Source organism: Pseudomonas sp. C11 (assembly GCF_034683865.1).
Taxonomy (GTDB): domain Bacteria; phylum Pseudomonadota; class Gammaproteobacteria; order Pseudomonadales; family Pseudomonadaceae; genus Aquipseudomonas.
Window position 1 is genome coordinate 1 of the sequence record NZ_JAWIIP010000009.1, and the last position, 23697, is coordinate 23697.

The window sequence follows — 23697 nt, forward strand, 5'->3', positions numbered from 1 at the left end:
CAACTTAACTTATTGATTAACAAGAAGTTTTTGAAGCGCTTCATCGCTGAAGTGGCGCGCATTCTACATCCAGCAGATTGCGCGTCAAGCTTATATTTCAATTTTCTTCGGATTTTCCCGCCAGCGGCCACCAAAGCGCTGAACCGCAGCAGCCAGATAAGGCACACGAACCGAAAGCAAGCAGCCCCCGACCAGCGCATAGACCAGCCATTCGCTCAGATCAGCGCGTACCACCCAGAGCATATGCAGCAGCGCCAGAAGCAAGATGACATAGACCGAACGATGCAGCGCCTTCCATCTGCGCCCAAGTCGCCTGATGCTGAAGCGATTGGACGTCAGCGCCAATACCAGCAATCCCGCAAACGCCAACGCACCAACAATGATGTAGGGACGCTCGTACAGGTCATGTGCAACCCGATCCAGCCGCAGCCCCGCAATGAACAGCGCATAGCCCGCCAGGTGCAAGGCAATATAAGCAAAACACCACAATCCCAACTGTCGCCGTACCGCGATCCAACCTCCCCACCGGGTCAGCTGCTGCAAAGGGGTCATCGCCAACGTGATCAGCAGCAGAATCAAACCGCCGAGACCGAGATTGTCCACAAGCACCTTGCCAGGATCAGGACTCAGGAGCCCGACGGACGCGCAATACAACCAATACAGAGGCAGTATCGCTGCAGCGATGAAAACAGCGATGCGCCAAAACCGATAGCGCATCAGTAATACCTCTTCAAATCCATACCGGCATAGAGCTCGGCCACTTCGTCGTAGCCATTGAACATGCGCGTATCGACGATGTTTGGGCTGAACAACCCGCTGGGTAAACGTCGTTCGGTCGCCTGCGACCAGCGCGGATGATCGACCTGCGGATTGACGTTGGCATAGAAGCCGTACTCATTAGGGGCGATACGCTCCCAGGTGGTCTTCGGCGCTTCTGCAACCAGGCTGATGCGCACGATGGACTTGATGCTCTTGAAGCCATACTTCCAGGGTACGACCAAGCGCAGAGGAGCCCCGTTCTGCCCTGGCAATACACGGCCGTACATACCAACAGCCATGAAGGCAAGTGGATGCATGGCCTCATCCAGACGCAAGCCTTCTACATAGGGCCAATCGATCAGTGAAAAGCCAGAGCGCTGTCCGGGCATGCGCTGCGCATCGACCAGCGTCTCGAAACGGACATAACGAGCCGCCGAGCTGGGCTCTACCTGCTTAAGCAACTCCGCCAGAGAAAATCCCAGCCAGGGAATGACCATGGACCAAGCTTCGACACAGCGCAGCCGGTAGATGCGTTCTTCGAAGGCATGCGGCTTGACCAGGTCTTCGATGGCATAGCGCCCTGGCTTACCCACCTCACCGTCGACCATCACCGTCCATGGCTCGACCTGCAGCTTGCCGGCATTGGCGGCCGGATCACCCTTGCCGGTGCCGAACTCATAGAAGTTGTTGTAGTGCGTCGCATCCTTGAAGGGCGTAATGCTCTCGCCTTCAGCACGAACGGCCTGCCATCGAGTACTGGGAAGCTTTTCTTCGAACCAGGCCGGAGCCTTGGCCGGCTCCAAATTGGCGTAACTGCCAGGCGTGTCCGCGTGCACCCAGGCCGGCATAGCTGCCATTCCCGCCAGGGCCAGTGAGCCTTGCATAAGCTTGCGCCGGGAAAGATAGACGGACTCGGGGGTGACTTCGGACTCAAGGGACCGAGAAGGAGAAGGGACGCGGATGAGCATGGTGACTCCGTGGTCTACGGTTTGAGAAACGAACTGTAGACCACGGAACAGGGAAGAAATTACAGCGTCACACCGTTTTACGACGGCGCAATTGCAACAGGTACTGAATAGGACCGGAAACGGCGTAGGCCAGGAAAATCAGCAACAGGATGCGTGGCGGGTCACTGAACACCACCGCAAACACCAGCACCACGACCAGGATGGCCACGAATGGCACGCGCCCTTTCAGATCGAGATCCTTGAAGCTGTAGTACTTGATATTGCTGACCATCAGGCATCCCGCTGCAGCGACCAGCAGCGCCACCAGGAAAGCCATGTTGGAACCCTGGATACCAAAATCGCTGAACGCCCAGACAGTACCGGCCACAACCCCCGCAGCTGCCGGGCTGGCCAGGCCGATGAAGTAGCGCTTGTCGACGCTGCCAATCTGGGTATTGAAGCGCGCCAGGCGCAACGCGGCGCCGGCCACATAGATGAAGGCGACCATCCAGCCGACCTTGCCCATGCTGCCCAATGCCCACTCGAATGCGAGCAGTGCCGGGGCGACGCCGAAAGCGACCATATCGGAAAGCGAATCGTATTCGGCACCGAATGCGCTTTGCGTGTTGGTCAGGCGCGCGACTCGGCCGTCCAGACTGTCGAGCACCATGGCTACGAATACGGTCGCCGCAGCGACGTAGAAGTTGCCGTTCATCGAATTGATGATGGAGTAGAAACCGGCGAACAGATTGGCCGTCGTGAACAGGTTCGGTAGCAGGTAAATCCCGCGATGACGCACCTTGCGCCCCTCGGCGTCGTGCCCCTCCTCCACATGCTCGTCGATGGGCAGCAGGCTTTCGATATCCTCGCCCGCCCGCTTCGGCTCTTCGTGACCTTCACTCATGAACAACACCTTGCTACGGATTTGAAGAATGGCCGGCAGCGCTCGCAGCGGCGCCGACGCCCAGGCTTTATACCAGAAGCACTGCCCAATAATGAAAAAACGCGGCATAAAGCCGCGTTCTTTCGCACATCGCAGACCTTAGTTCTTGGTCTTGTCGACGATCTTGTTGGCAGCGATCCACGGCATCATCGCACGCAGCTTCTCACCGACCACTTCGATGCCGTGAGCGGCATTGTTGCGGCGATAGGCAGTCATCGACGGGTAGTTAGCAGCACCCTCAGTGATGAACATCTTGGCGTATTCGCCGTTCTGGATGCGCTTCAGAGCGTTACGCATGGCGGCACGGGATTCGGCGTTGATCACTTCCGGACCGGTGACGTACTCACCGTACTCGGCGTTGTTGGAGATCGAGTAGTTCATGTTGGCGATACCGCCTTCGAACATCAGATCGACGATCAGCTTCAGCTCGTGCAGGCACTCGAAGTAGGCCATTTCCGGCGCATAGCCAGCTTCGACCAGGGTTTCGAAACCGGCTTTGACCAGCTCGACAGTACCGCCGCAGAGAACGGCCTGCTCACCGAACAGGTCGGTCTCGGTCTCGTCCTTGAAGGTGGTTTCGATGATGCCGGTACGGCCGCCGCCAACGCCCGAGGCGTAGGACAGGGCAACGTTCTTGGCATTGCCGGAGGCGTCCTGGTAAACGGCGATCAGGTCAGGGATACCGCCGCCTTTGACGAACTCGGTACGTACGGTGTGGCCCGGGGCCTTCGGCGCGATCATGATCACGTCGAGGTCGGCACGCGGCACGACTTGGTTGTAATGGATAGCGAAGCCGTGGGAGAAGGCCAGGGTAGCGCCCTTCTTGATGTTCGGCTCGATCTCGTTCTTGTACAGCTGGCCCTGGAACTCGTCCGGGGTCAGGATCATGACCAGGTCGGCAGCAGCAACGGCAGTGGCAACGTCGGCCACTTTCAGGCCATGGGCTTCGGCCTTGGCAACGGTGGCGGAGCCTTTACGCAGACCCACGGTGACGTCAACGCCGGAATCCTTCAGGTTGCAGGCCTGGGCGTGGCCCTGGGAGCCATAACCGATGATGGCGACTTTCTTGCCCTGGATGATGGAGAGGTCGCAATCTTTGTCGTAATAAACTTTCATGTTCTTGGCTCTTTTGAATCGAAAGGGATGGGTGCAAGCACCGCGACGCAAGCACCTTATGTGATCTTATCCATTGCGTAAAATGATATATTTGCAACACAACGTGCCGATATGTGAAACGCAAATGGACAGCCACTCCCTCAGGCTCTTTCTCTCCCTGGCAGACAACCTGCACTTCGGCAAGACCAGCCGCGAACAGCACGTCAGCCCTTCTGCACTGAGCCGCAGCATCAAGCAGCTCGAGGAGGAACTCGGCGCGCCCCTGTTCCTGCGTGACAACCGCTCGGTTCGCCTGACCCGTGAGGGCCAGCAGTTTCGTGAATACGCGAGCGAGGTGATGAATGGTTGGCAAGCCATACGCCAGACCTTCATGCAGGATCAGCAAAGCCTGCATGGCGAGCTGTCCCTGTATTGTTCGGTGACCGCGAGCTACAGCTTCCTCTATGACATCCTCAGCAGCTTTCGCCAGGATTACCCACGCATCGAAATGAAACTGCATACCGGCGACCCGGCCAAAGCCGTCGAGCGCGTGCAGCAAGGCCAGGAAGACCTGGCTATCGGCGCCAGGCCAGACACCTTGCCTGCCGGCGTGGAATTTCAGTCGATCACTCGCTCGGAGCTGCGTTTCATCGGCCCTCAAGCCACACAGCTACTGAGTGAGGAACAACTGCGGCAGCCGACGGCAGAGAGCTGGAGGGACGTACCGATGATTCTCTCCGAGGAAGGCCTGGCCAGAACGCGCACCGACCGCTGGCTCAAACACCACAACATCAAGCCGCGCATCTATGCCCAGGTCAGCGGTAACGAAGCGATCGTCAGCATGGTCAGCCTGGGTTTCGGTATCGGCGTGGTGCCGCAGATCGTGCTGGACAACAGCCCTCTGACCGCCCGCATTCGCATCTACGACATCCGGCCACCACTGACGGCGTATGACATTGGCCTGTTCGCGCTGGAGAAGCGCCTCAAGGATCCACTGATCGCCGCCTTCTGGAATCGCCAGCTCTGAATCTCAGGCAATAAAAAGCCCCGCACCAGGCGGGGCTCTCTGCAACCACAGCGATCAGATACTCAGTACCTTGTCGCCTCGAGCGATGCCGGTGACACCACTGCGCACGGTTTCCAGAATCGACGCGGTGCCGATGGCCTGGATGAAGCTGTCCAGTTTGTCGCTGGTACCGGTCAGCTGCACGGTGTAGACGCTGCTGGTCACATCCACGATCTGGCCGCGGAAGATGTCGGTGGTGCGCTTGACCTCGGCACGCTGGGCGCCGGTGGCCTTGATCTTCACCAACATCAGCTCGCGCTCGATATGGGCGCTCTCCGACAGGTTGACCAGCTTGACCACCTCGACCAGCTTGTTGAGGTTCTTGGTGATCTGCTCGATCACCTCGTCATGACCGACCGTGGTCAGGGTCAGACGCGACAGCGTCGGATCCTCGGTCGGCGCAACGGTGAGGCTTTCGATGTTGTAGTTACGCTGGGAGAACAGACCGACCACGCGGGACAGTGCGCCCGGCTCGTTTTCCAGCAGCAGGGAAATGATGTGTCGCATGGTCAGGTACGCTCCGTCTTGCTCAGCCACATGTCACGCATTGCGCCATCCCGGATCTGCATCGGGTAGACGTGCTCGCTGGTATCCACCGCGATATCGAGGAACACCAGGCGATTCTTCAGTGCGAAGGCCTCTTCGAGACCCGGCTTGAGATCCTTGAGCTCGGTGATGCGCATGCCTACATGCCCATAAGCCTCCGCCAGCTTGACGAAGTCAGGCAGCGACTCCATGTAGGAGTGCGAGTAGCGACTGCTGTACTGCATGTCCTGCCACTGACGAACCATGCCGAGCGCGCCATTGTTCAGGTTGACGATCTTCACCGGCAGGTCGTACTGCAGGCAGGTCGACAGTTCCTGGATGTTCATCTGAATGCTGCCTTCGCCGGTCACGCAAGCCACGTCGGCTTCCGGGAAGTTCATCTTGACGCCCATCGCGGCGGGGAAACCGAAACCCATGGTGCCCAGGCCACCGGAGTTGATCCAGCGATTGGGCTTGTTGAAGCGGTAGTACTGTGCGGCGAACATCTGGTGCTGACCGACATCGGAGGTGATGAAGGCATCGCCCCTGGTCACTTCGCACAGGGTCTCGATCACCGTCTGCGGCTTGATGATCGAACCGTCACCCTCGTTATAAGGGAACAGACGGCCGCTACCGCGCCACTCGTCGATCTGCTTCCACCAGCTGGCAACAGTTTCCTTGTTCGGGGTTTCACCGATTTCCTTGAGGATGGCGACCATTTCGGTCAGCACGCTGTCCACCGGGCCAACGATCGGGATGTCGGCCTTGATGGTCTTGGAAATCGAAGCCGGGTCGATGTCGATGTGGATGATCTTGGCGTTCGGGCAGAATTTTGCCGCGCCGTTGATCACGCGGTCATCGAAGCGCGCGCCGACGGCCAGAATCACATCGGCGTGATGCATGGTCAGGTTGGCGGTGTAGCTGCCGTGCATACCAAGCATGCCGATGAACTGGCGGTCGGTACCCGGATAGCCACCGAGGCCCATCAGGGTGTTGGTGACCGGCAGGTTGAGCATCTGCGCCAGCTCGGTCAGCGGCGCAGAAGCATTGCCCATGATCACGCCACCTCCGGAATACATGACCGGACGCTTGGCGGCCAGGAGCATCTCGGCAGCCTTGCGGATCTGACCGGAGTGACCACGCACCGCCGGGCTGTAGGAGCGCAGCTTGACCTTCTTCGGGTAGACGTATTCGAACTTCTGGGTCGGGTCACCCATGTCTTTCGGGATGTCGACCACGACCGGGCCGGGACGACCAGATTCGGCGAGGTAGAACGCCTTTTTCAGCACCTCAGGAATTTCCGACGGGTGCTTGATGATGAAGCTGTGCTTCACGATCGGACGGGAAATACCGACCATGTCGGTTTCCTGGAAGGCATCGGTACCGACCATGTTGCTCGGCACCTGACCGGAAATCACGACCATGGGAATCGAGTCCATGTAAGCCGTGGCGATACCGGTGATGGCATTGGTCGCCCCCGGGCCGGAGGTTACCAGCACCACGCCGGCCTTGCCGGTAGCGCGGGCATAACCATCTGCCATGTGGGTCGCAGCCTGCTCGTGACGAACCAGGACGTGAGTCACTTCCGGCTCTTTGAACAGGGCATCGTAGATATGCAGGAGGGCACCGCCCGGGTACCCATAGATGTACTTAACGCCTTCGTCACGCAGGAAGCGGACGACCATTTCAGCGCCAGATAAGAGCTCCACGTTTTTCACCTCTTGAACGCCAGTGTGCCACCCGACAGACGAGCGGCCCTTTAAGTAGGTCTTACTGTCAGCGGACATGCACGATGGTGATCGTGGATTCGGAACATCAGCTTGACGAGTAACGGAGCAGCCCATGGTCTTGCGGGGCTGACCCTCCCAGCGCGAGGTAACGCGTTGCGGGTGTCACGGTTCGGCACGGATAGCGCCTCTTTGCACCGAGCTGGAGGACGCTTGCGGCGGACTCCACTGCGATGGAATGGCGATTGTTCGGGTTAGCCGCTGGCAAGTCAAGCGATGCGTGCAGCGCCACCCAACGATCCTCACCTGTGACACAGCGCAGGATGAACAATGGCGGCTTTTGGTTATAGTAACCAGCAGTCCCGCGGCTCTCTAAGAAAGGAAACAGCATGCGCCTCATGATCCTCACTGGCAGTTTGTTGCTCGCCCTGAGCACTTCCGCCATGGCCAGCCAGATCTACAAGTGGGTGGACGACCAGGGCGTCACCCACTTTGGCGCACAGCCGCCGCAGGGCCAGGACGCTACGTCCATCAACACCGCAACGCCACCGCCCCGTGCGCCGGCGCCCGCCCCGACAACACCGCCAGCTTCGGACGACGCCCAGCAGAAAGCGATCGACGATCAGGTCAAGGATCAGGTCGCCAAGCAAGAGGCCGAACGCAAGAAGTACTGCGAAAGTGCGCGTACCAACCTCGCGCAACTGGAGAACAACCCTCGCGTCAGAATCGAGGGCGACAATGGTGAGCTGCGCCGCATCGGTGAAGACGAGCGTCAGCAGCGCATCACCGAGCTGAAAAAGTCCATCGACGAGACCTGTCGCTAAACGCGTGCTGGCTCAGGCACGCGTCAGCACACGATCGAACTCACCAAGCACATCGAGCAGCCCCCGCACGTTGACGGGCTGCTCGCGATAGGCCATCTCGGCCATCGCCTTGATGCCGGACACCGCAGGCAGCGGAGCCGCACTCTCCAGCAGCACCTTCATCCGCGGCAGAAGAATCCATTGCAGCCACTGCTCGAAAGCCAGGGTGTCGACGCAGAAAGGCGTCTGGCTGGCCAGCGCCTCGGCGCTCGGCGCCTCGCTCTGCCACCAGCCCAACTGACGTAGCTCACGCTCGATCAGCAACAGCTGATCGGCGACCTGCGAGGCACGCTCATCCATTACAGACTGACCCGCGCTTGCTCACGCGCCTGCGCAGCACCGGCTGCATCGCCCTGACGCTCACGCGCCTGCGCGATGAGATTCCACAGACTGGCCTGCAGCGCCGGACGACCCGAGGCATAGGTCAGGCCGCGTCGCGCGAATTGCTCGGCCTGCGCCGCATCGCCCTGTGCCAGGCGTACCTCGGCCAGTCGATAGAGCACCTGCGGCTCACGCGGGGCGATGCGCTGGGCACGCTCGAGACTGGAGGAAGCGCCATTGAGGTCACCGCCGCCCTGCTGCTGCTGTGCGGTGGTCAGCAGCGCCAGCACCGGGCCATCCAGTTGTTCGTCTGCAGCCAGGCCACCGCCACTGGGTATGCCGCTCGGCGCACTGGGAGCAGGAGACGCAGAGAAACTGCCTTGGCCGCTGCTCACCGGCGGCTCGTCGAAGGTCAGACCGCCACTCGAGGGAGCGGCTTGTGGCCCGGTCTGCAGCGGCGACGAAACAGCGCCTTGCGGCACCATCACCACTACGCCGGAGTCCTCCTCGATCTGCCGCGGCTGGGCCGCAGCAGGTGTCGGTGCACTAGAACCAGCGATGCTGCCGGCCGACAACGGCGTGCCGGCATCGACCACCGGAATCGAGCCACGCGGTACCGTGCTACAACCTGCAAGAGCCGTCGTTGCCAGCAGGGCGACAAGCCACTTCTTGTTCACATCCAATCCTCTTCAAGTAAGGGTGAAGGCAGCCAGCCGGTCATTGCAGCCAACCGCGCACCCAGTCCATCACCGAGTCGACCGGCGCCTGGATGCCACAGCCGGCTCCGGGCGCTGGCTCACTGCCGCGAATATAAGGCATCTGCACCGCGTTAGGGCAGCCGGAAGCCGAGCCCTGCCCGGTCGTACGATCGATCCAAGCCATGGTCACGTTGTCCGGCATCGGCATATCCAGCGGCAACGGATCAGCCTTGCGCATGAAGCCCGTCCAGACCTGCAGCGCGCCGGTCGCCCCCGTCAAAGGGGTCGGGCCATTATCGTCGCGGCCAAGCCAGACCACCGCGAGCAGATCCTGACTGAAGCCCGCGAACCAGCTGTCACGCGAATCGTTACTGGTGCCGGTCTTGCCGGCCAGGTTGAGCGAGCTGGGCAACTGGCTGTAAACCGAGCGTCCGGTACCTTCGCGCATGGTGCGCTGCATGGCGTTCTGCACCAGGTAGATGGCGCCGGGATCGAAGCGCTGTTGAATCTTGAACGGATAACGGCCCAGCGGCTGGCCATCGGATGTCAGCACACTGCGAATGCCACGCAGTGGGGTATTGAAACCGCCGTTGGCCAGCGTCTGGTACATGTCCGCAACTTCCATCGGGGTCAACGCACCCGCCCCGAGCAACATCGACGGATAAGCCGGCCACTCTCGCTTCATCCCCATTCGCTGAAGGGTCTTGAGGACATTGGGCACACCGATTTCCAGGCCGAGCTTGGCCGTCGACAGGTTGTAGGAGTGAGCGAGCCCCTGATACAGAAAGATGGAGCCATGCGCCTGGCGGTCGTAGTTCTGCGGCGTCCAGACCTGGCCATCCTGCCCCTTGACGGAGAACGGCTCATCCTCCAGCCAACTGGTCAGCGTGTATTGGCTCGGCCGCTCCAGCGCCGACAGGTAGATCGCCGGCTTGACCAGCGAGCCGATGGGACGCACGGCATCGAGGGCACGATTGAATCCCGCGAAGCGTGGCTGGCGGCTGCCGATCAGCGCCTGAATCTCACCGGTTTCGGGGTTGGTCACGACCATGCCGGCCTGCACCTCATCCACCCCTTTACGCCCGGCCAGACGCTTCAGCGACTCGGCGAGCGCCTCCTCGGCCTTGAGCTGCAGGATGGGGTCGAAGCTGGTGAAGATGCGCAGGCCTTCCTCGGTCAGGTCTTCCTCGCGATAGTCTTCACGCAGTTGGCGCTTGACCAGATCGAGGAAGGCCGGGAAGGAGCTGTCGGCCATGCTGCCACGCTGCGTCACACCCAGGGGCTTTTGCTTGGCAGCGGCGGCCTCTTCAGGCGTGATCGAGCCCTGTTCGGCGAGCAGGTCGAGCACGAGGTTACGCCGAGTCATCGCGCGCTCGGGGTTACGTCTGGGGTTGAAATAGGTCGGCCCCTTGACCATGCCCACCAGGAGCGCGACCTGCTCCAGCTTCAACTCGGAAATCGGCTGACTGAAGAAATACTGGCTGGCCAGGCCGAAACCATGGATCGCGCGCTGGCCGTCCTGACCGAGGAACACCTCGTTGAGGTACGCCTCGAGAATTTCCCGCTTGTCGTAATGCAACTCGAGCAGCACCGCCATCATGGCTTCGGTGGCTTTGCGCAGAAGGGTGCGCTCGTTGGTTAGGTAGAAGTTCTTGACCAACTGCTGGGTCAGGGTACTGCCACCCTGCACCAGACGCCCGGACGTGGCGTTGATCCAGATGGCACGGGCAATGCCCTTGGGCGACACGCCGAAGTGCTCGAAATAATCGCGATCTTCCACGGCAACCAGCGCATCGATCAGGTAGGCCGGCACCTGGTCGATCTTGATCAGGATGCGGTCTTCCTGATGCGCCGGGTACAACCCGCCGATCAGCATGGGTTCCAGTCGCGCCACGGCGAGATTGGCACCGCCGGCCTGGGTCAGGCCGGCAACGTAATCACCAGAGAAGCGCACGCGGATTGCCCGAGCAGGCTCGGTGCCCTCGTAGAACTGAAAGCCACGGCTGTACATGTCGATGGTATTGCCTGCGACCGCCACGGCGCCTGGGCCGCTCGCGCTGCTTTCGCGGCGATAACCCAGCGCATCGAGCTCGCGCAGGAAATCGTCCTTGCTCAGTTTCTGTCCGACGAACAGCTCCAGCGGCCTGGCATAGACCTTGGCCGGAACGGTCCAGCGCTTGCCGGAGAATTTTTCCTGCACCACGGCATCGAGGTAAACGGCGAAGCCGGCGAGGACAACCAGGCCGACGAGGCCGAGTTTGAATCCCCAGGCGAGCCAGGGGCGCAAACCGGAGGAGCGGGATTTCTTGCTTGAGCGGGGGGAGCGTTTTCGAGTCATGGCGGGATTATACGCACTTTACCTGGAGGCCAGCAGGGCTGCCCGGATGGTTTGCATGGCCGTTCGCAGCGGCCATAATGCCGAGCACTAACAGCGTAATGACAAGGATCGAACGTGAGCCAAAGCCTGATTGCCGCGCTACAGAACCCGGCCCTCTACCCTCATCCGGTGGAAGGGTTTCGCGTGATTGAGACCCACATTTCCTGGGTTTTGCTCACCGGCCCTTATGCCTACAAGTTCAAAAAGCCGGTCAATTTCGGTTTTCTCGACTTCACCGAGCTGTCGGCACGCCAGCATTTCTGCGAGGAAGAACTGCGCCTGAACCAGCGCCTGACTGACGACCTCTACCTGGAAGTGCTGCCTATTTGTGGCAGCGAGCAGGCGCCTAGTCTGGGTGGCGAAGGCCCGGCCATCGAATATGCCCTGAAGATGCGTCAGTTTCCGCAGGATCAACTGCTCAGCGCCATCCAGGCGCGCGGTGAACTGGATGAGCGGCACATCGACGCGCTCGCCGATCAGATCGCACGTTTTCATCTGAACGCCCCGCAGGTAGCGCAGGATCACCCGTTGGTGACTCCGCAAGCGGTGATGGAACCGGTGCAGCAGAACTTCGACCAGATTCGCCCGATGCTCAGCGACAAGGCCGACCTGCAGCAATTGGAAGCGCTGGAAGCCTGGGCCCAGTCCAGCTATGAACGCCTTGAGCCGCTGCTGACCGAACGCAAGGCGCAAGGTTTCATCCGCGAATGCCATGGTGACATTCATCTGGGTAACGTCGCGCAGATCGACAGCCAGGTGGTGCTGTTCGATTGCATCGAATTCAACGAGCCATTTCGCCTGATCGACATCGCTTCGGACGCCGCCTTCCTCGCCATGGATCTCGAGGATCGCGGGCTCAAGTGCATGGCCCGTCGTTTCATCAGCTCCTGGCTGGAGCAAACCGGTGACTACCAGAGCCTGGAACTGCTGAACTTCTACAAGGCCTATCGCGCCATGGTGCGTGGCAAGGTCAGCCTGTTCCGCCTGGGCCAGGAACAGGACTCGGTACAACGAGCGGTGATCCTGCGCCAGTACCGCGCCTACGCCGCGTTGGCGGAAAGCTACAGCGCCATCCCGACGCCCTTCCTGACCATCACTCATGGCGTATCCGCCGTCGGCAAGAGCCATGTCGCCATGCGCCTGGTCGAGGCGCTGGGCGCCATTCGCCTGCGCTCGGATGTCGAGCGCAAACGCCTGTTCGGCGAGCAGGATGCGGCCCAGACAGGCCAACTGCAGAGCGGCATCTATAGCGCAGACGCCAGCCAGGCGACCTACGGGCGCCTGCATGAACTGGCGCGCGAGGTACTGCACGCAGGCTTCCCGGTGGTCATCGACGCCACCTATCTCAAGGCGGCGCAGCGCCAGGCGGCCTGCCAGGCAGCAGAGGAAAGCGGCGCGCCCTTCCTCATTCTCGACTGCCACGCACCGGATGCCGTCATTGCAGCCTGGCTGAGCCAGCGCCAAAGCGAAGGACGCGACCCATCCGACGCAACGATGGCCGTCATCGAGGCGCAACAGGCAGCGCGTGAGCCACTGGACGCCGAGGAGCAGTTGCATAGTGGGCGGGTGGATACCCACGAGAGCGCCAGCCTGGACAGCCTGATCGAGCGGATCCGGCAGAAGCTGCCGGGTATCTGACGCCTCGCCGCTTCACTGGCGCTGCGTACCGGGCAAAGTACGCAGCGCCTTCTATACTTCCGGTGAGTCCGTCACCGGTACCTGCCATGAGCCAGCCACGTCAGCTTGACCATCCGCTCTACCGCCTGCTGCACAACGACGACATCAAGGGGTTCAATGAACAGAAACCCAGGGATGGCGAAGTCGATCTATCCGGCGGTGACTTCCGCGGTCTTGACCTGCGCAACATGGACACCGAAGGCGTCAATTTCACCGATGCCTACTTCCGCGGCGCGGATCTGCGCGGCCTGGATTTTCGCTATTCCAAGATCGAGGGTGCGAGCCTGGCCCATGCGCAGATCTCCGGGGCCTACTTCCCTGTCGATTTGACCGCCGACGAAATTCTCATGTCGGTGAACTTCGGCACGCGCCTGCGCTATCGCACCAAATAGCCGAACTCATGCAACGCACCACCACGTCACACGGGTTTTCGTGCCACATGGGCACACTCCAGCCGACACCTCGGCCCGCCCATACGTACGCAACCCCACGCAGGGAGGCCCCATGAACGACGAACTGCAGCATTTGAAGAACCTGGGCAAGACTTCGGCGCAGTGGCTCCATGCCGTCGGCATCCACAGCGCCAGCGACCTGCGCCGCTATGGCGCCGTCGGTGCCTATCGTGCCGTACGCGCACGGGGCTTCCGTGCATCCAAAGTCTTGCTGTATGCCATCGAGGGCGCGCTTCTGGGCGTGCATTGGAGCGAACTGCCCGATGCGCACAAGGCCCAGCTCAACGGACAACTGGAAGAATCCTCGCAAAACAACAAGAGATAGCTCACAACCCGCACTCGGGAGGATTGCCGGCACAAGCGCCACAGCCTATTGTTTCAGGGACGTTCGTACGTTCAGACAGCCCAGCCAGTTCAAGGAATTACGGTCATGTATTTACTCGGGGAGCAACCGGCTTACGCCGATCAGCTGATCAACCGCCTGCAGAGCATCCCCGCTCACTTGCTGGAAGGGCTGAAACCCATCGGCGAACCATTGCGCCTCGATCGCGTGGACGACCTTAGCCAGGCACTACCAGGCAACCAGTTGTTCATCATCGAAAGCGGCCTGTTGCATGCACTGGTCGACGAACGCCCGCTGTTCTACCTGCACGAAGGCGATCTGGTGGGCCTGCGCCAGGGCATCGAGCTGCCCAGTTGCCGCTACAGCAGCGAAGAGCCCATCAGCCTGATTCCCTATTCGCGCAGCGAAGTGTTCCAGCACATCCATGCCAGCGAGCAACGCCAGGAACAATTCATCCATTACCTGATCGGCCACACGGCACTGCTCTCCGATGCGCTGGCACGCCTCAAGCAGCCCGAGATTCGTCCGGCCACCGGCTTCCAGCATTTCGCCGCGGGTGAAGAGCTGATCCACCAGGGCGACGATGCCGATCATGTGTTCATCATCATAGAAGGTCATGCCGAGGCTTATGTCGATGGGCAGAAGGTCGGCGACGTGCAGAAGGACGAGATCTTCGGGGCCATGGCGGTCTTCACTCGGGAGAAACGCAGCGCCACCGTGGTAGCCAGCGAACCCTGCACGGTCATGGTGATTCCCAAGGAGCAGTTCCTCAGTCTGATGCAGAGCAATCCCCGCATCGCTCACAGCCTGATCGAGAGCATGGCGCGCCGCATCGATCTGCTGAACAAGGAAGTCACCCAGCTACGTAGCTGAACCCGCCCCATACGAAGCCCGGCACCAAGCCGGGCTTCTGGTTTTAACGCCCCCTGAGAAAACATGAGAAAAGTTCTCAAAAAGCCGTTGACATCAAAATGAGAATTGTTATTATTACCACAACTGGTCGCGAGATCAGCCGATAAGCTAAAGAGACCATTCAGTCGGACTCTTCAGATTATCTCCTCATCAGGCTAATCACGGTTATTGACCCGGCTTTTGCCGGGTCTTTTTTTGCCTGCCGAAAAAGCGCTCGAACCAGACCGCGCGCGATCAGCGTCTCAAGCTGGCACAGAGATCCTCTTGCGGCATGGCCGCCGTATACCAGACGTAGTCAGCCATGCGCGCGTCCACCGGCTGCTCTGCTTCAGCCAGGATCAGTACGGCCTGACGAGCGGACGCCCCGAGGTCAGCCAGGTGCAGTGGCACACCCAAATCCTTGCGCGCATGGAAAGCGCCTGCCAGTAAAAGGCTCGGCTGCGGTGCGACCAGCAGCGCCTCGGCCATACGGCGGTCTCGTTGTTGCTGCACGGCGAGCATGGCGGGCAACTGACTCTCCGGCAGCATGTCACAATGGGACTGGCGAATATCTGCCAGCAGACGTTGCTGAACGCTGCTGGCCGTTGAGGCCGAGCCCTGAAGGGTTGGGCGCTTGCGATAGATATCCAGAATCTCGGCACGATCCAGATTGGCAGCCAGCAATGGATAAGGCTGGCTCAACTCATGTTGCACCAATGGCCCATAGAGCGACCAACTCCAGCCTGGCTGCCAGGCCAGCGACTCGGTCGGATCGGCCTGCGTCCGTCCCGCGCGCCTCTCGCGCTGAGCCTGCTCGATGCGCGACTGCTGATCCGGATTGATCATTTCCATCAACACACTGCCTTGCGGACGACGCGCCGACAGCTCGCGAGACAGCCAGAGCTGCAAGGCATGATGATCCGGATTGTCGTGACGTTCGCCCACCAGCACCCGAGGCAGTGCAGCCAGGCGATCGACCAACTCCTCGGCGCTAAGCGTCTCACCAGTGGCAAGATCCTTGATCATGCCGAAGTCGGGGTGATCCTGCGCCAGTGGCGCGAGCGCTGCGGGCGGCGGCAACCTCCCGTGGCTCTGGCAGGCGGCGAGCAGCAGCACGCCGCACAGCAGCAGTGTTTTTCGCATGAGTGGCTCCAGATGTGACGATCAGCGTGCTACGACCAACCGATGTCCCCGCTGCAGATGCCTATTGACCAAGACCTTCAGCTCCAACATCAGGCGTAGAGCCGCAGCACAAAAACTTGTTCGGGCGCACCCAATGCCGTGGCCCCGAGTGCAATAACAATAGGCGATCACAGCAACGCGCCGCCAGGTTGAAACCGTGCACCATGACCAGCACAGCGCAGCCAAGCACCGCCTCAAGCGTCGTGTACCGATGCCGTGGGCGCAGAACATCAGTCCCACCCCAGACGGTTCGTATCGGCACCAGCACTCGCCAGGTGAGGACGCTGCCGCTCACCGCCGAACAGTTCAAGATAGCGGCGACAGACCGGATGCTCCGGCATCGACGGTGCGCAGCGCCATCATTCATTGCAACCCCAACCTTCCAGATAGGCGTCTCGCCCAGCTTCGAGGGACGAGAAGGTCAACCATGACAGACCTGACACCGATGAAAAGCACTTGCACCAAGATGACGTAGCAAGCCTTGCACGGGGTAAAGATACAAATGATAATATTTATCATTTGTTCGCGAGATGGACGTCTGTGAGCAGTTCCAATCTTGACAAAGTGTTCATGGCGCAGCGCCTGCCGCTACTGCGCACACTGGTTCGCATGGTGAAAAATCCCAGTATTGCGGAGGAGTTGGTGCAGGACACCTACCTGCGCGTCGCCCATACCCTGAGCTTGCACAAGGTCGACCATCTGGAGCCCTTTCTTTTCCAGACCGGGCGCAATCTTGCGCTGGATCACCTTCGGCATGTGCGCATGCGATCGCGCACGCTACTCGAAGACGTACCTGCCAATGTCCTGCTGGATGTGGCGAGCGAGGCTCCATCCCCGGAGGAAGGGCATCAGGCCAAGCAACTCCTTGAACGCCTGGGCACCGCCCTAGAACGGCTCACTCCACGCCAGCAGCGCATCTTCGTCCTCAGCCGCCTGCATGGCTGCAGCTATACCGAGATTGCCGAGCAACTCGGCGTTTCATCCAGTACGGTACAGAAGGAACTGAAACTGATCATGGCCATCTGCATCGGCGTGCTCAGCCGCTTCGAGGAGCAATCATGACGAACTACCTATCCGACCGCGACTGCTCCACAATCGACTCCCCCTTCGTCAGGAATGCCCGGTGAACGCCCCCGATCAACGCGCAGCCGAAATCCGTCTGCAGCAAGCCATGGACTGGCTGATCCGCCTACCCGATGCGGATGCGGCCACCCGTGAGCAATTCGATATCTGGCTGCAGGCCAGCCACGAAAACCGCCGGACCTTCGAACGTGTGCAACATGCCTGGCAGTCCCCCCTGCTCAGCCATGCCGCCGCTGCTCTTGAACAACGCCAAGCCAGCCCCACACGACGGCGGCACTGGCGACGCTACGCAGCCGCGGCCTGCGTCCTGCTCACTCTCGGGATGACCTTGCGTACCGACCTCCCCCTGCGCCTGCGCGCCGACCACGCCACCAGCACTGGCGAGCAGCGCGACCTGAGCCTGAGCGATGGCTCGCGCATCCTTCTCAATACCGACACCCTGCTCACCAGTCACATCGACGACCAACAGCGCCAGGCGCGACTGCTACGCGGTGAAGCCTACTTCGAAGTAACGGCCGATGCGCAGCGCCCTTTCCAGATCGATGCGGGGCCCGTGCGCGTCAGCGTACGGGGAACGGCCTTCGCCGTACGCTACCTGCGGGACGAAGCGGAAATCAGCGTCCGCCACGGTGAAGCCGACCTGAGCACCCAGCGCGGCGACATCCGCGTAAGTCTGAATGCCGGCGACAGCATACGTATCGGCCCTGACGGCTTTGGCGAACGTCGCCGCAGCAGCCAGCCGCTGGCCTGGGTGGATGGACGCCTGGTGTTCGAAAACTGCCCGCTGGAAAAGGTATTGGCCGAACTGCAGCGTTACTACCCTGGCTGGATTCTCGACCAGCGTGCAGAGCCAGGTAGCGTCAGGGTGACAGCCAACTACCGCCTCGATGATCCATTGGGCGCCATGCGTTCCCTGGCGCAGATCGCAGCGCTGGATCTGCACGAGTACCCACACGTTCTGGTGCTCAACTGACCCTCGGCGAGGGCTGACAAGAGCCTCGCCACGCCCGACAGGGCCCAGCTCTGTCGCCCCTCAGAGATTTCTGAAAGTTTTTTTACGCATTCGTAAGCACTCGTTCGTCCAGTCAAATGCCAACGAAAGTGATTCGCATTCCAATCACTCAACTGACCGACCGAGAGCTCTCACATGTCGCCTACCCTGTGCCGTACCGCCCTGCAGCCGCTGCGCGCGCCCGCTTGCCTGACACTGCTGGCCCTTTCCATCTCCCTGGGCGCCATCCCGCCATCGGCAGCCCTGGCTGCCGACAGCGTGCAGACGCAGTCCGCCTACCAGTTCAGCATCAGCCGCCAGCCTCTGGCCGATGCACTCAACGCCTTCAGCAGCACAACGGGGTGGCAGATCGGCCTACCGGCCGAACTGGCCGAGGGCATTACTTCGCCCGGGGTCAATGGTCGTCTGCCGGCGGAGCAGGCGCTCAAGCGCCTGCTGGTGGGCAGTGGCCTGGGTTATCGCTCGGTAGGTCCGCGCAATGTCGTGCTGTATCGCGCCCTGGCCGCCAATAGCCTCGAGCTGCAGCCCCAGACGATCACCGCCACACGCCAGGCGCAGAACGCGGATCTGGTCGCCAGCACAGTGAGCGGGCGCAGCCGCGCCGATCTGGACCGCAACAACGTCAACACGATCAAGCAACTGGTGCGTGACGAGCCCGGGGTGTCGGTTGGCGGCGCCGGGCAACGCGCCGGCATCACCGGCTACAACATCCGCGGCATCGATGGTGACCGGGTGCTGACCCAGGTCGATGGCGTGGACATTCCCAACAGTTTCTTCAACGGCCCCTACGCCCAAACCCACCGCAATTACGTCGACCCGGAGATCGTCAAGCGCGTGGAAATCCTCCGCGGCCCGGCTTCCGCACTCTATGGCAGCAGCGCCATTGGTGGCGCGGTCAGCTACTTCACCCTGGATGCCGACGACATCATCAAGCCCAGCAAGGATGTCGGTGCTCGTCTCAAGACCGGCTACAGCTCGGCGGACGAGAGCTGGCTGACCTCAGGCACCGTGGCAGGTCGCCAAGGCGACTTCGATGCCCTGCTGCACCTGTCGCAACGCAACGGCCACGAAACCGAATCCCATGGCAACGACGGCGGCATTGGCCTGAACCGCAGCGAGGCCAACCCGGGGGATGTCCGCACCACCAACCTGCTGGCCAAGCTGGGCTGGAACTACAACGACACGGATCGCCTGCAACTGACCTACGAGAAGTACAAGGACGACCGCGACACCAACCAGCTCAGCGCCGTAGGCGGCCCCTATAACGCCGGCAGTGGTTTCAACTACTACGAGTCGCGCCACGGCAACGACACCATCAGCCGCGAACGCTTCGGCCTGGAACACAGCCTGGCGCTCGATAGCCTGCTGGCCGACAACCTCAAGTGGAGCCTGAACTACCAGTTGGCCAAGACCGACCAGAGCACGGTGGAACACTACGTACCGAAGAACTTCTTCACCGGTGCGGCGACCCGCGACGTGATGCGCTATCGGGATACCACCTACAAGGATCGTCTGTGGGTCTTCGACGCCCAGTTGGACAAGGCCTTCGCCATCGGCGCGACCGACCACCTGCTGACCTATGGCACCACCCTCAAGCGCGAGGAAGTCACCGGCCTGCGCACAGGCTATGGCGTTTGCCTGCGCGTACTGGGCGCCAACTGCACCAGCGTTGGCGCCATCAGCAGCAATGCCTCCGATACCCTGACGCCACAGAGCGACTTCCCGGATCCGACCATCAAGACCTACAGCCTGTTCGCCCAGGACGAGATTCACTGGAACCAATGGAGCTTCACCCCGGGCCTGCGCTATGACTACACGCGCATGCGACCAGAGCTGACCGACGAATTTCTCGCCACCATCGCCAATAGTTCGGTGACCACCTACGACGACGATGACAAGGTCTGGCACCGCGTCTCGCCGAAGTTCGGCATGACCTACGCCTTCGATGACCACTACACCGGCTTCGCCCAGTACGCCGAGGGCTTCCGCACCCCAACCGCCAAGGCACTCTACGGTCGCTTCGAGAACCTCTCGAGCGGTTATACCGTCGAGCCCAACCCGGATCTGGAACCGGAAAAGAGCCGCGGCATGGAAGGCGGCTTGCGGGGTCGCTTCAGTGCCGGTAGCTTCGAAGTCACGGCCTTCTATAACGAGTACCGTGACTTCATCGACGAAGATGCCAGCCTGGCCACCACCGGTACCACGTTCAAGAGCGTCAACATCGCTCATGCCAGCATCCGGGGTGTCGAGGCCAAGGGACGCCTGAATCTGGACAGCTTCGGCGCCATGCCCGGTCTCTACACGCAAGGTTCGATCGCCTACGCCCGTGGCCGCGACGACGATACCGGCGCGCCGCTCAACAGCGTCAACCCGCTGACCGGGGTATTCGGCCTGGGCTACGACCAGCCGAACTATGGTGGCCTGCTCAGCTGGACGCTGGTCAAGCGCAAGACACGCATCGACGACAGCAACTTCAACATCCCCGACGGCACCACCAGCCAGTTCGCCACGCCGGGCTTCGGCATCCTCGACCTGACGGGCTACTACAAGCTCAGCGAGGATCTGACGCTCAACGCCGGCCTCTACAATCTGACCGACAAGCAGTACTGGCTGTGGGATGACGTACGCGGCTATGACAGCGTGGGCGAAGCCTCGGTGACCAGCCCGGCGAACCTCGAACGCCTGACCCAGCCGGGACGCAACTTCGCCATCAACCTGGTCTGGGATATCTGAGCGAAGCAATGGGAACGCTCTGGCACACGAGTAGCCGGAGCGTTGTTATCCGCTGATATGTCCCGTGTTGAAAATGTCCACAGCCACAAGGAATCCCCCATGTCCAATGCCCTGCTCTCCCAACGCCTGAATCAGGCGACTCATGCGGTACACGAGCGTCTCGACGCGGCCGTCAAAGCCCATGACCCTTTCTCCAGTCGGGAAAACTTCGCGCCGTTCGTCGCGGCGCAGTACCTCTTCCAGTCGCAACTGCAGGCGCTCTATCAGGATGCCGAGCTGAACCAGCTGTTCGATGACCTGGCCCAACGCTGCCGGGCACAACAGGCGCGCGCCGATCTTGCCGACCTGGAAACCGACGTGCCACAAACACTGCCCGCTACCGAACCGCCCGCCTCGCAGGCCGCCGCGTTGGGCTGGCTGTTCGTCTCCGAGGGCTCCAAGCTCGGCGCCGCCTTCCTGCTCAAGCGTGTTGCAGCGCTGGGCCTGGATCAGCACTTCGGCGCGCGTCATCTGGGCGAGCCCGCAGGTGGTCGTGCCGAGGGCTGGAAGCGCTTCACCCGCAGCCTCGACGCCCTGCCACTGAGCGAAGCGCAGCAAGCCGAAGCAGAAGCCGGCGCGCTGGCGGCCTTCGAGCGCTTCGCCGAACTGCTGCAGCACAGCTATGCCCGTGCCAGTGCCCATGCCTGAAGAACCGTTGGCGCAACGCTCGCGACTGGCACGGCTGCTCTACGTCTTGCTGGCCTACATTAGCCTGGGCGTCGGCATGGTCGGCCTGGTCGTGCCGGGCCTGCCAACCACCGAGTTCATCTTGCTCGCCGCCTGGGCCGCCGCACATGGCTCACCACGCCTGAGTGCCTGGCTGGAGAACCACCGCGTGTTCGGCCCCATGCTGGCCAACTGGCGCAATGGCAAGACGATCAGCCGCAGCGCCAAGATCGCCGCGAGCCTGTCGATGCTGCTGGGGTTGCTGCTGATGCTGCTTACCCTGCCCCATGGCTACTGGCTCTATGCACTGGTGCTGGGCATGGCGCTGGGTAATCTGTGGATCTGGTCAAGGCCTGACAAGCGCAAACCCTGAACCTCGCCTGGCCGCATGCGTGCGGCCTGCGCGATAATCGCCCTCCAGCCCAGGAGGTCGCGATGATTCACCTATGTTCCTCGGACGCACTGGCCGAAGGCCAGAGCCGGGGGTTTCTCGTCGATTCGCTGTCATTGTTCATCGTTCGCAAGGACGGTCAGGTCTATGCCTACCGCAATCGCTGCCCACACAGAGGCGTCGGCCTGCAATGGCAGCCCGACGCGTTCCTCGACGACAGTGCCAGCCTGATCCGCTGCGCCACCCACGGCGCGCTGTTTCTCATCGACTCCGGCGAATGCGTGGCGGGCCCCTGCGCGGGGCAGGCGCTGCAGGCCCTGGCCTGCCGTGAAGACGCCGAAGGCATCTGGCTGATGCCTGCCGATCAGACCGGCGAATATTGATCCGGGTCAGGCCCGCTCGCCAACCCAGCGTCTAGACTCCATTCCAGAGTCACCGCGCGGGAGATGAGCTATGGATCACTACCACCTGATGCTGGCGTTGCTGGTTGGCGGCTTTTTGCTGCTGGGCGTGGGGTTCAACTTCCGCGAGCACGAGTGGGGCGTGCGCATCCTGGGGGTTGGCGTGCTGATGATGCTGGTACCGATCGCCCTACGCGTGCACCTGGCGCTGGCCTGACTCACCTTCTCAGTCGCGCTGCCAACGCTGTGCGGCGTCCTGATCACTGTGCCGGCCCTCGACCCAACGCGGGCCCTCGGCGGTATCTTCCTTCTTCCAGAACGGTGCGCGCGTCTTCAGGTAATCCATGATGAAGTTGCAGGCGTCGAACGCGGCCTGACGATGGGCGCTGCTGGTACCGACGAAAACGATTGGCTCGCCCGGCTCCAGGCGGCCGATACGGTGGATGATCTCGATACCCAGCAGCGGCCAGCGCTCGCGTGCCTGATCGGCGATCTTGGACAGGGCCTTCTCGGTCATGCCGGGGAAGTGCTCGAGGAACATGCCAGCCACTTCGCGGCCTTCATTGAAGTCACGCACGTAGCCGACGAAGGTGACCACCGCGCCGATGCCGAGGTTGGCGGCATGCAGGGCGTTGAGTTCGGTGCCGGGATCGAAGGGCTGGGTTTGGACGCGGATGGTCATGGCAACTCGTTCGATGGGGAGTTTTCAGAAGCGGTTTGGTGGGCTAAAACGGAACGCCGCCCGGCCCACCCTACGGCTGGATCGGCATCAACCGCCGGTAACGGTGGGGAAGAAGGCGACTTCGTCGCCTTCGGCCAGCGGTTCTTCGAGGCTGCACAGCTCCTGGTTGCGTGCGCACATCAGGTTCTGCTCGCTGAGGACTTCCCACTCGCCACCACGGGCCAACAGATGCAGGCGCAGGTCATCGAGGGTGACGAAATCACCGCTGACCTGCTCCTCGTCGCGACCCAGGGCTTCCCGGTAACGGGCGAAATACTGCACGCGGATCATGCTTGCTCCTCCAGCTTATAGTGACCGCTCTTGCCGCCGAGTTTCTCCAGCAGGCGTACCTGCTCGATGACCATGCCGCGATCCACGGCCTTGCACATGTCATAAATGGTCAACGCGGCGACGCTGGCGGCCGTCAGTGCCTCCATCTCGACACCGGTTTGCCCGGACAGTTTGCAGCGCGCAGTGATATGCACGCAGTCATCACCTTCGGCGCGCAGCTCCACCTTGACCCCGGTGAGCATCAGCGGGTGGCACAGGGGAATCAGATCGCTGGTTTTCTTCGCCGCCTGAATGCCGGCGATACGCGCCACGGCGAACACATCGCCCTTGGGATGCTCACCGGCGACGATCATCTGCAGGGTGGTGGGGAGCATGCGCACGCGCGCTTCGGCGGTGGCTTCGCGAAAGGTGGTCGCCTTGTCGGTGACGTCGACCATATGCGCGCGGCCTTGGGAATCGAGGTGGGTCAGCACGGGAAAGCTCCTGGCGATAAT

The 23697-nt window shown here is 61.5% G+C and carries 26 protein-coding genes; 13 read left to right on the forward strand and 13 right to left on the reverse strand.

Translation table 11 applies throughout. The features are described 5' to 3' along the window. Window positions 1–90 precede the first annotated feature (90 nt). From msrQ to ilvC, 4 genes are all read right to left on the reverse strand, one after another. A complete protein-coding gene (gene msrQ, locus VC352_RS15195; RefSeq protein ID WP_322980368.1) occupies window positions 91–717 on the reverse strand; it encodes a protein-methionine-sulfoxide reductase heme-binding subunit MsrQ in 627 nt (208 codons plus the stop codon). Further along, entirely contained in the window at window positions 717–1727 is a 1011-nt protein-coding gene (gene msrP, locus VC352_RS15200; RefSeq protein WP_322980369.1) for a protein-methionine-sulfoxide reductase catalytic subunit MsrP, read from the reverse strand. The genes msrQ and msrP overlap by 1 nt, the downstream gene beginning before the upstream one ends. Before the next feature lie 67 nt (window positions 1728–1794). After that, window positions 1795–2610, reverse strand: a complete 816-nt coding sequence (pssA, locus tag VC352_RS15205; protein WP_322980370.1) for a CDP-diacylglycerol--serine O-phosphatidyltransferase — start codon at window positions 2608–2610, stop codon at window positions 1795–1797. Window positions 2611–2748: 138 nt separating this feature from the next. Further along, window positions 2749–3765 carry a ketol-acid reductoisomerase gene (gene ilvC / locus VC352_RS15210; RefSeq protein WP_125875246.1) on the reverse strand — a complete coding sequence of 339 codons (1017 nt, stop codon included), beginning with the start codon at window positions 3763–3765 and terminating at the stop codon, window positions 2749–2751. Window positions 3766–3889: 124 nt separating this feature from the next. Between ilvC and ilvY the strand changes: the two genes are divergently transcribed. Continuing rightward, the gene (gene ilvY, locus VC352_RS15215) at window positions 3890–4771 is read left to right on the forward strand and encodes an HTH-type transcriptional activator IlvY (protein ID WP_322980371.1); all 882 of its coding nucleotides are present in this window, start codon (window positions 3890–3892) and stop codon (window positions 4769–4771) included. A 54-nt stretch (window positions 4772–4825) separates the two neighbouring features. On the opposite strand, the gene ilvN is transcribed toward ilvY, so the two are convergent. Both ilvN and VC352_RS15225 read right to left on the reverse strand, forming a co-directional pair. After that, window positions 4826–5317 (reverse strand): acetolactate synthase small subunit, encoded by a 492-nt coding sequence (gene ilvN / locus VC352_RS15220; RefSeq protein WP_003243161.1) that lies wholly within the window; start codon window positions 5315–5317, stop codon window positions 4826–4828. 2 nt (window positions 5318–5319) lie between these two features. After that, a complete protein-coding gene (locus VC352_RS15225) occupies window positions 5320–7044 on the reverse strand; it encodes an acetolactate synthase 3 large subunit (RefSeq protein WP_322980372.1) in 1725 nt (574 codons plus the stop codon). A 407-nt stretch (window positions 7045–7451) separates the two neighbouring features. Here VC352_RS15225 and VC352_RS15230 point away from each other — a divergent pair, with 407 nt between their 5' ends. Next, window positions 7452–7886: a DUF4124 domain-containing protein gene (locus tag VC352_RS15230; protein WP_322980373.1), complete on the forward strand. Its 435-nt coding sequence runs from the start codon at window positions 7452–7454 to the stop codon at window positions 7884–7886. A gap of 12 nt (window positions 7887–7898) precedes the next feature. Here VC352_RS15230 and VC352_RS15235 read toward each other — a convergent pair whose 3' ends face one another. From VC352_RS15235 to mrcB, 3 genes are read right to left on the reverse strand one after another with little or no spacing between them, the layout of a single operon-like run. Then, window positions 7899–8225: a YqcC family protein gene (locus tag VC352_RS15235; RefSeq protein ID WP_322980374.1), complete on the reverse strand. Its 327-nt coding sequence runs from the start codon at window positions 8223–8225 to the stop codon at window positions 7899–7901. After that, window positions 8225–8923, reverse strand: coding sequence for a tetratricopeptide repeat protein (locus VC352_RS15240; RefSeq protein ID WP_322980375.1), 699 nt, complete (start codon window positions 8921–8923; stop codon window positions 8225–8227). The genes VC352_RS15235 and VC352_RS15240 overlap by 1 nt, the downstream gene beginning before the upstream one ends. 40 nt (window positions 8924–8963) lie before the next feature. Then, on the reverse strand, window positions 8964–11282 hold the full coding sequence (gene mrcB / locus VC352_RS15245; RefSeq protein ID WP_322980376.1) for a penicillin-binding protein 1B: 2319 nt from the start codon (window positions 11280–11282) through the stop codon (window positions 8964–8966). A 114-nt stretch (window positions 11283–11396) separates the two neighbouring features. Between mrcB and VC352_RS15250 the strand changes: the two genes are divergently transcribed. The 4 genes from VC352_RS15250 to VC352_RS15265 all read left to right on the forward strand — a co-directional run bounded on the left by VC352_RS15250 (window position 11397) and on the right by VC352_RS15265 (window position 14666). Next, window positions 11397–12959, forward strand: coding sequence for an AAA family ATPase (locus tag VC352_RS15250; RefSeq protein WP_322980377.1), 1563 nt, complete (start codon window positions 11397–11399; stop codon window positions 12957–12959). An 86-nt stretch (window positions 12960–13045) separates the two neighbouring features. Then, window positions 13046–13390, forward strand: coding sequence for a pentapeptide repeat-containing protein (locus tag VC352_RS15255; protein WP_322980378.1), 345 nt, complete (start codon window positions 13046–13048; stop codon window positions 13388–13390). A gap of 112 nt (window positions 13391–13502) precedes the next feature. Beyond that, complete coding sequence (locus VC352_RS15260; protein WP_322980379.1) at window positions 13503–13775, forward strand: TfoX/Sxy family protein; 273 nt, start codon at window positions 13503–13505, stop codon at window positions 13773–13775. 105 nt (window positions 13776–13880) lie between these two features. Continuing rightward, complete coding sequence (locus tag VC352_RS15265) at window positions 13881–14666, forward strand: cyclic nucleotide-binding domain-containing protein (RefSeq protein ID WP_322980380.1); 786 nt, start codon at window positions 13881–13883, stop codon at window positions 14664–14666. Between the two features lie 273 nt (window positions 14667–14939). On the opposite strand, the gene VC352_RS15270 is transcribed toward VC352_RS15265, so the two are convergent. Next, window positions 14940–15827 carry a ChaN family lipoprotein gene (locus VC352_RS15270; RefSeq protein ID WP_322980381.1) on the reverse strand — a complete coding sequence of 296 codons (888 nt, stop codon included), beginning with the start codon at window positions 15825–15827 and terminating at the stop codon, window positions 14940–14942. Between the two features lie 579 nt (window positions 15828–16406). Between VC352_RS15270 and VC352_RS15275 the strand changes: the two genes are divergently transcribed. From VC352_RS15275 to VC352_RS15305, 7 genes are all read left to right on the forward strand, one after another. After that, window positions 16407–16928 carry a sigma-70 family RNA polymerase sigma factor gene (locus VC352_RS15275; RefSeq protein ID WP_322980610.1) on the forward strand — a complete coding sequence of 174 codons (522 nt, stop codon included), beginning with the start codon at window positions 16407–16409 and terminating at the stop codon, window positions 16926–16928. A gap of 61 nt (window positions 16929–16989) precedes the next feature. Continuing rightward, entirely contained in the window at window positions 16990–17922 is a 933-nt protein-coding gene (locus VC352_RS15280) for a FecR family protein (RefSeq protein WP_416340188.1), read from the forward strand. Window positions 17923–18096: 174 nt separating this feature from the next. After that, complete coding sequence (locus VC352_RS15285) at window positions 18097–20694, forward strand: TonB-dependent receptor (RefSeq protein ID WP_322980382.1); 2598 nt, start codon at window positions 18097–18099, stop codon at window positions 20692–20694. Between the two features lie 99 nt (window positions 20695–20793). Beyond that, window positions 20794–21381 (forward strand): biliverdin-producing heme oxygenase, encoded by a 588-nt coding sequence (locus VC352_RS15290; RefSeq protein WP_322980383.1) that lies wholly within the window; start codon window positions 20794–20796, stop codon window positions 21379–21381. Beyond that, a complete protein-coding gene (locus VC352_RS15295) occupies window positions 21374–21772 on the forward strand; it encodes a YbaN family protein (protein WP_322980384.1) in 399 nt (132 codons plus the stop codon). Before VC352_RS15290 ends, VC352_RS15295 begins: the two co-directional genes overlap by 8 nt. Window positions 21773–21834: 62 nt before the next feature. Beyond that, on the forward strand, window positions 21835–22173 hold the full coding sequence (locus VC352_RS15300) for a Rieske (2Fe-2S) protein (RefSeq protein WP_322980385.1): 339 nt from the start codon (window positions 21835–21837) through the stop codon (window positions 22171–22173). Between the two features lie 70 nt (window positions 22174–22243). Continuing rightward, window positions 22244–22408: a hypothetical protein gene (locus VC352_RS15305; protein ID WP_322980386.1), complete on the forward strand. Its 165-nt coding sequence runs from the start codon at window positions 22244–22246 to the stop codon at window positions 22406–22408. A gap of 9 nt (window positions 22409–22417) precedes the next feature. Here VC352_RS15305 and moaE read toward each other — a convergent pair whose 3' ends face one another. The 3 genes from moaE to moaC form a co-directional block, all read right to left on the reverse strand. Continuing rightward, complete coding sequence (gene moaE / locus VC352_RS15310; RefSeq protein ID WP_322980387.1) at window positions 22418–22873, reverse strand: molybdopterin synthase catalytic subunit MoaE; 456 nt, start codon at window positions 22871–22873, stop codon at window positions 22418–22420. Between the two features lie 87 nt (window positions 22874–22960). Further along, window positions 22961–23203 (reverse strand): MoaD/ThiS family protein, encoded by a 243-nt coding sequence (locus VC352_RS15315; RefSeq protein WP_322980388.1) that lies wholly within the window; start codon window positions 23201–23203, stop codon window positions 22961–22963. Continuing rightward, window positions 23200–23676, reverse strand: a complete 477-nt coding sequence (gene moaC, locus VC352_RS15320) for a cyclic pyranopterin monophosphate synthase MoaC (protein ID WP_322980389.1) — start codon at window positions 23674–23676, stop codon at window positions 23200–23202. The genes VC352_RS15315 and moaC overlap by 4 nt, the downstream gene beginning before the upstream one ends. Window positions 23677–23697: the final 21 nt, after the last annotated feature.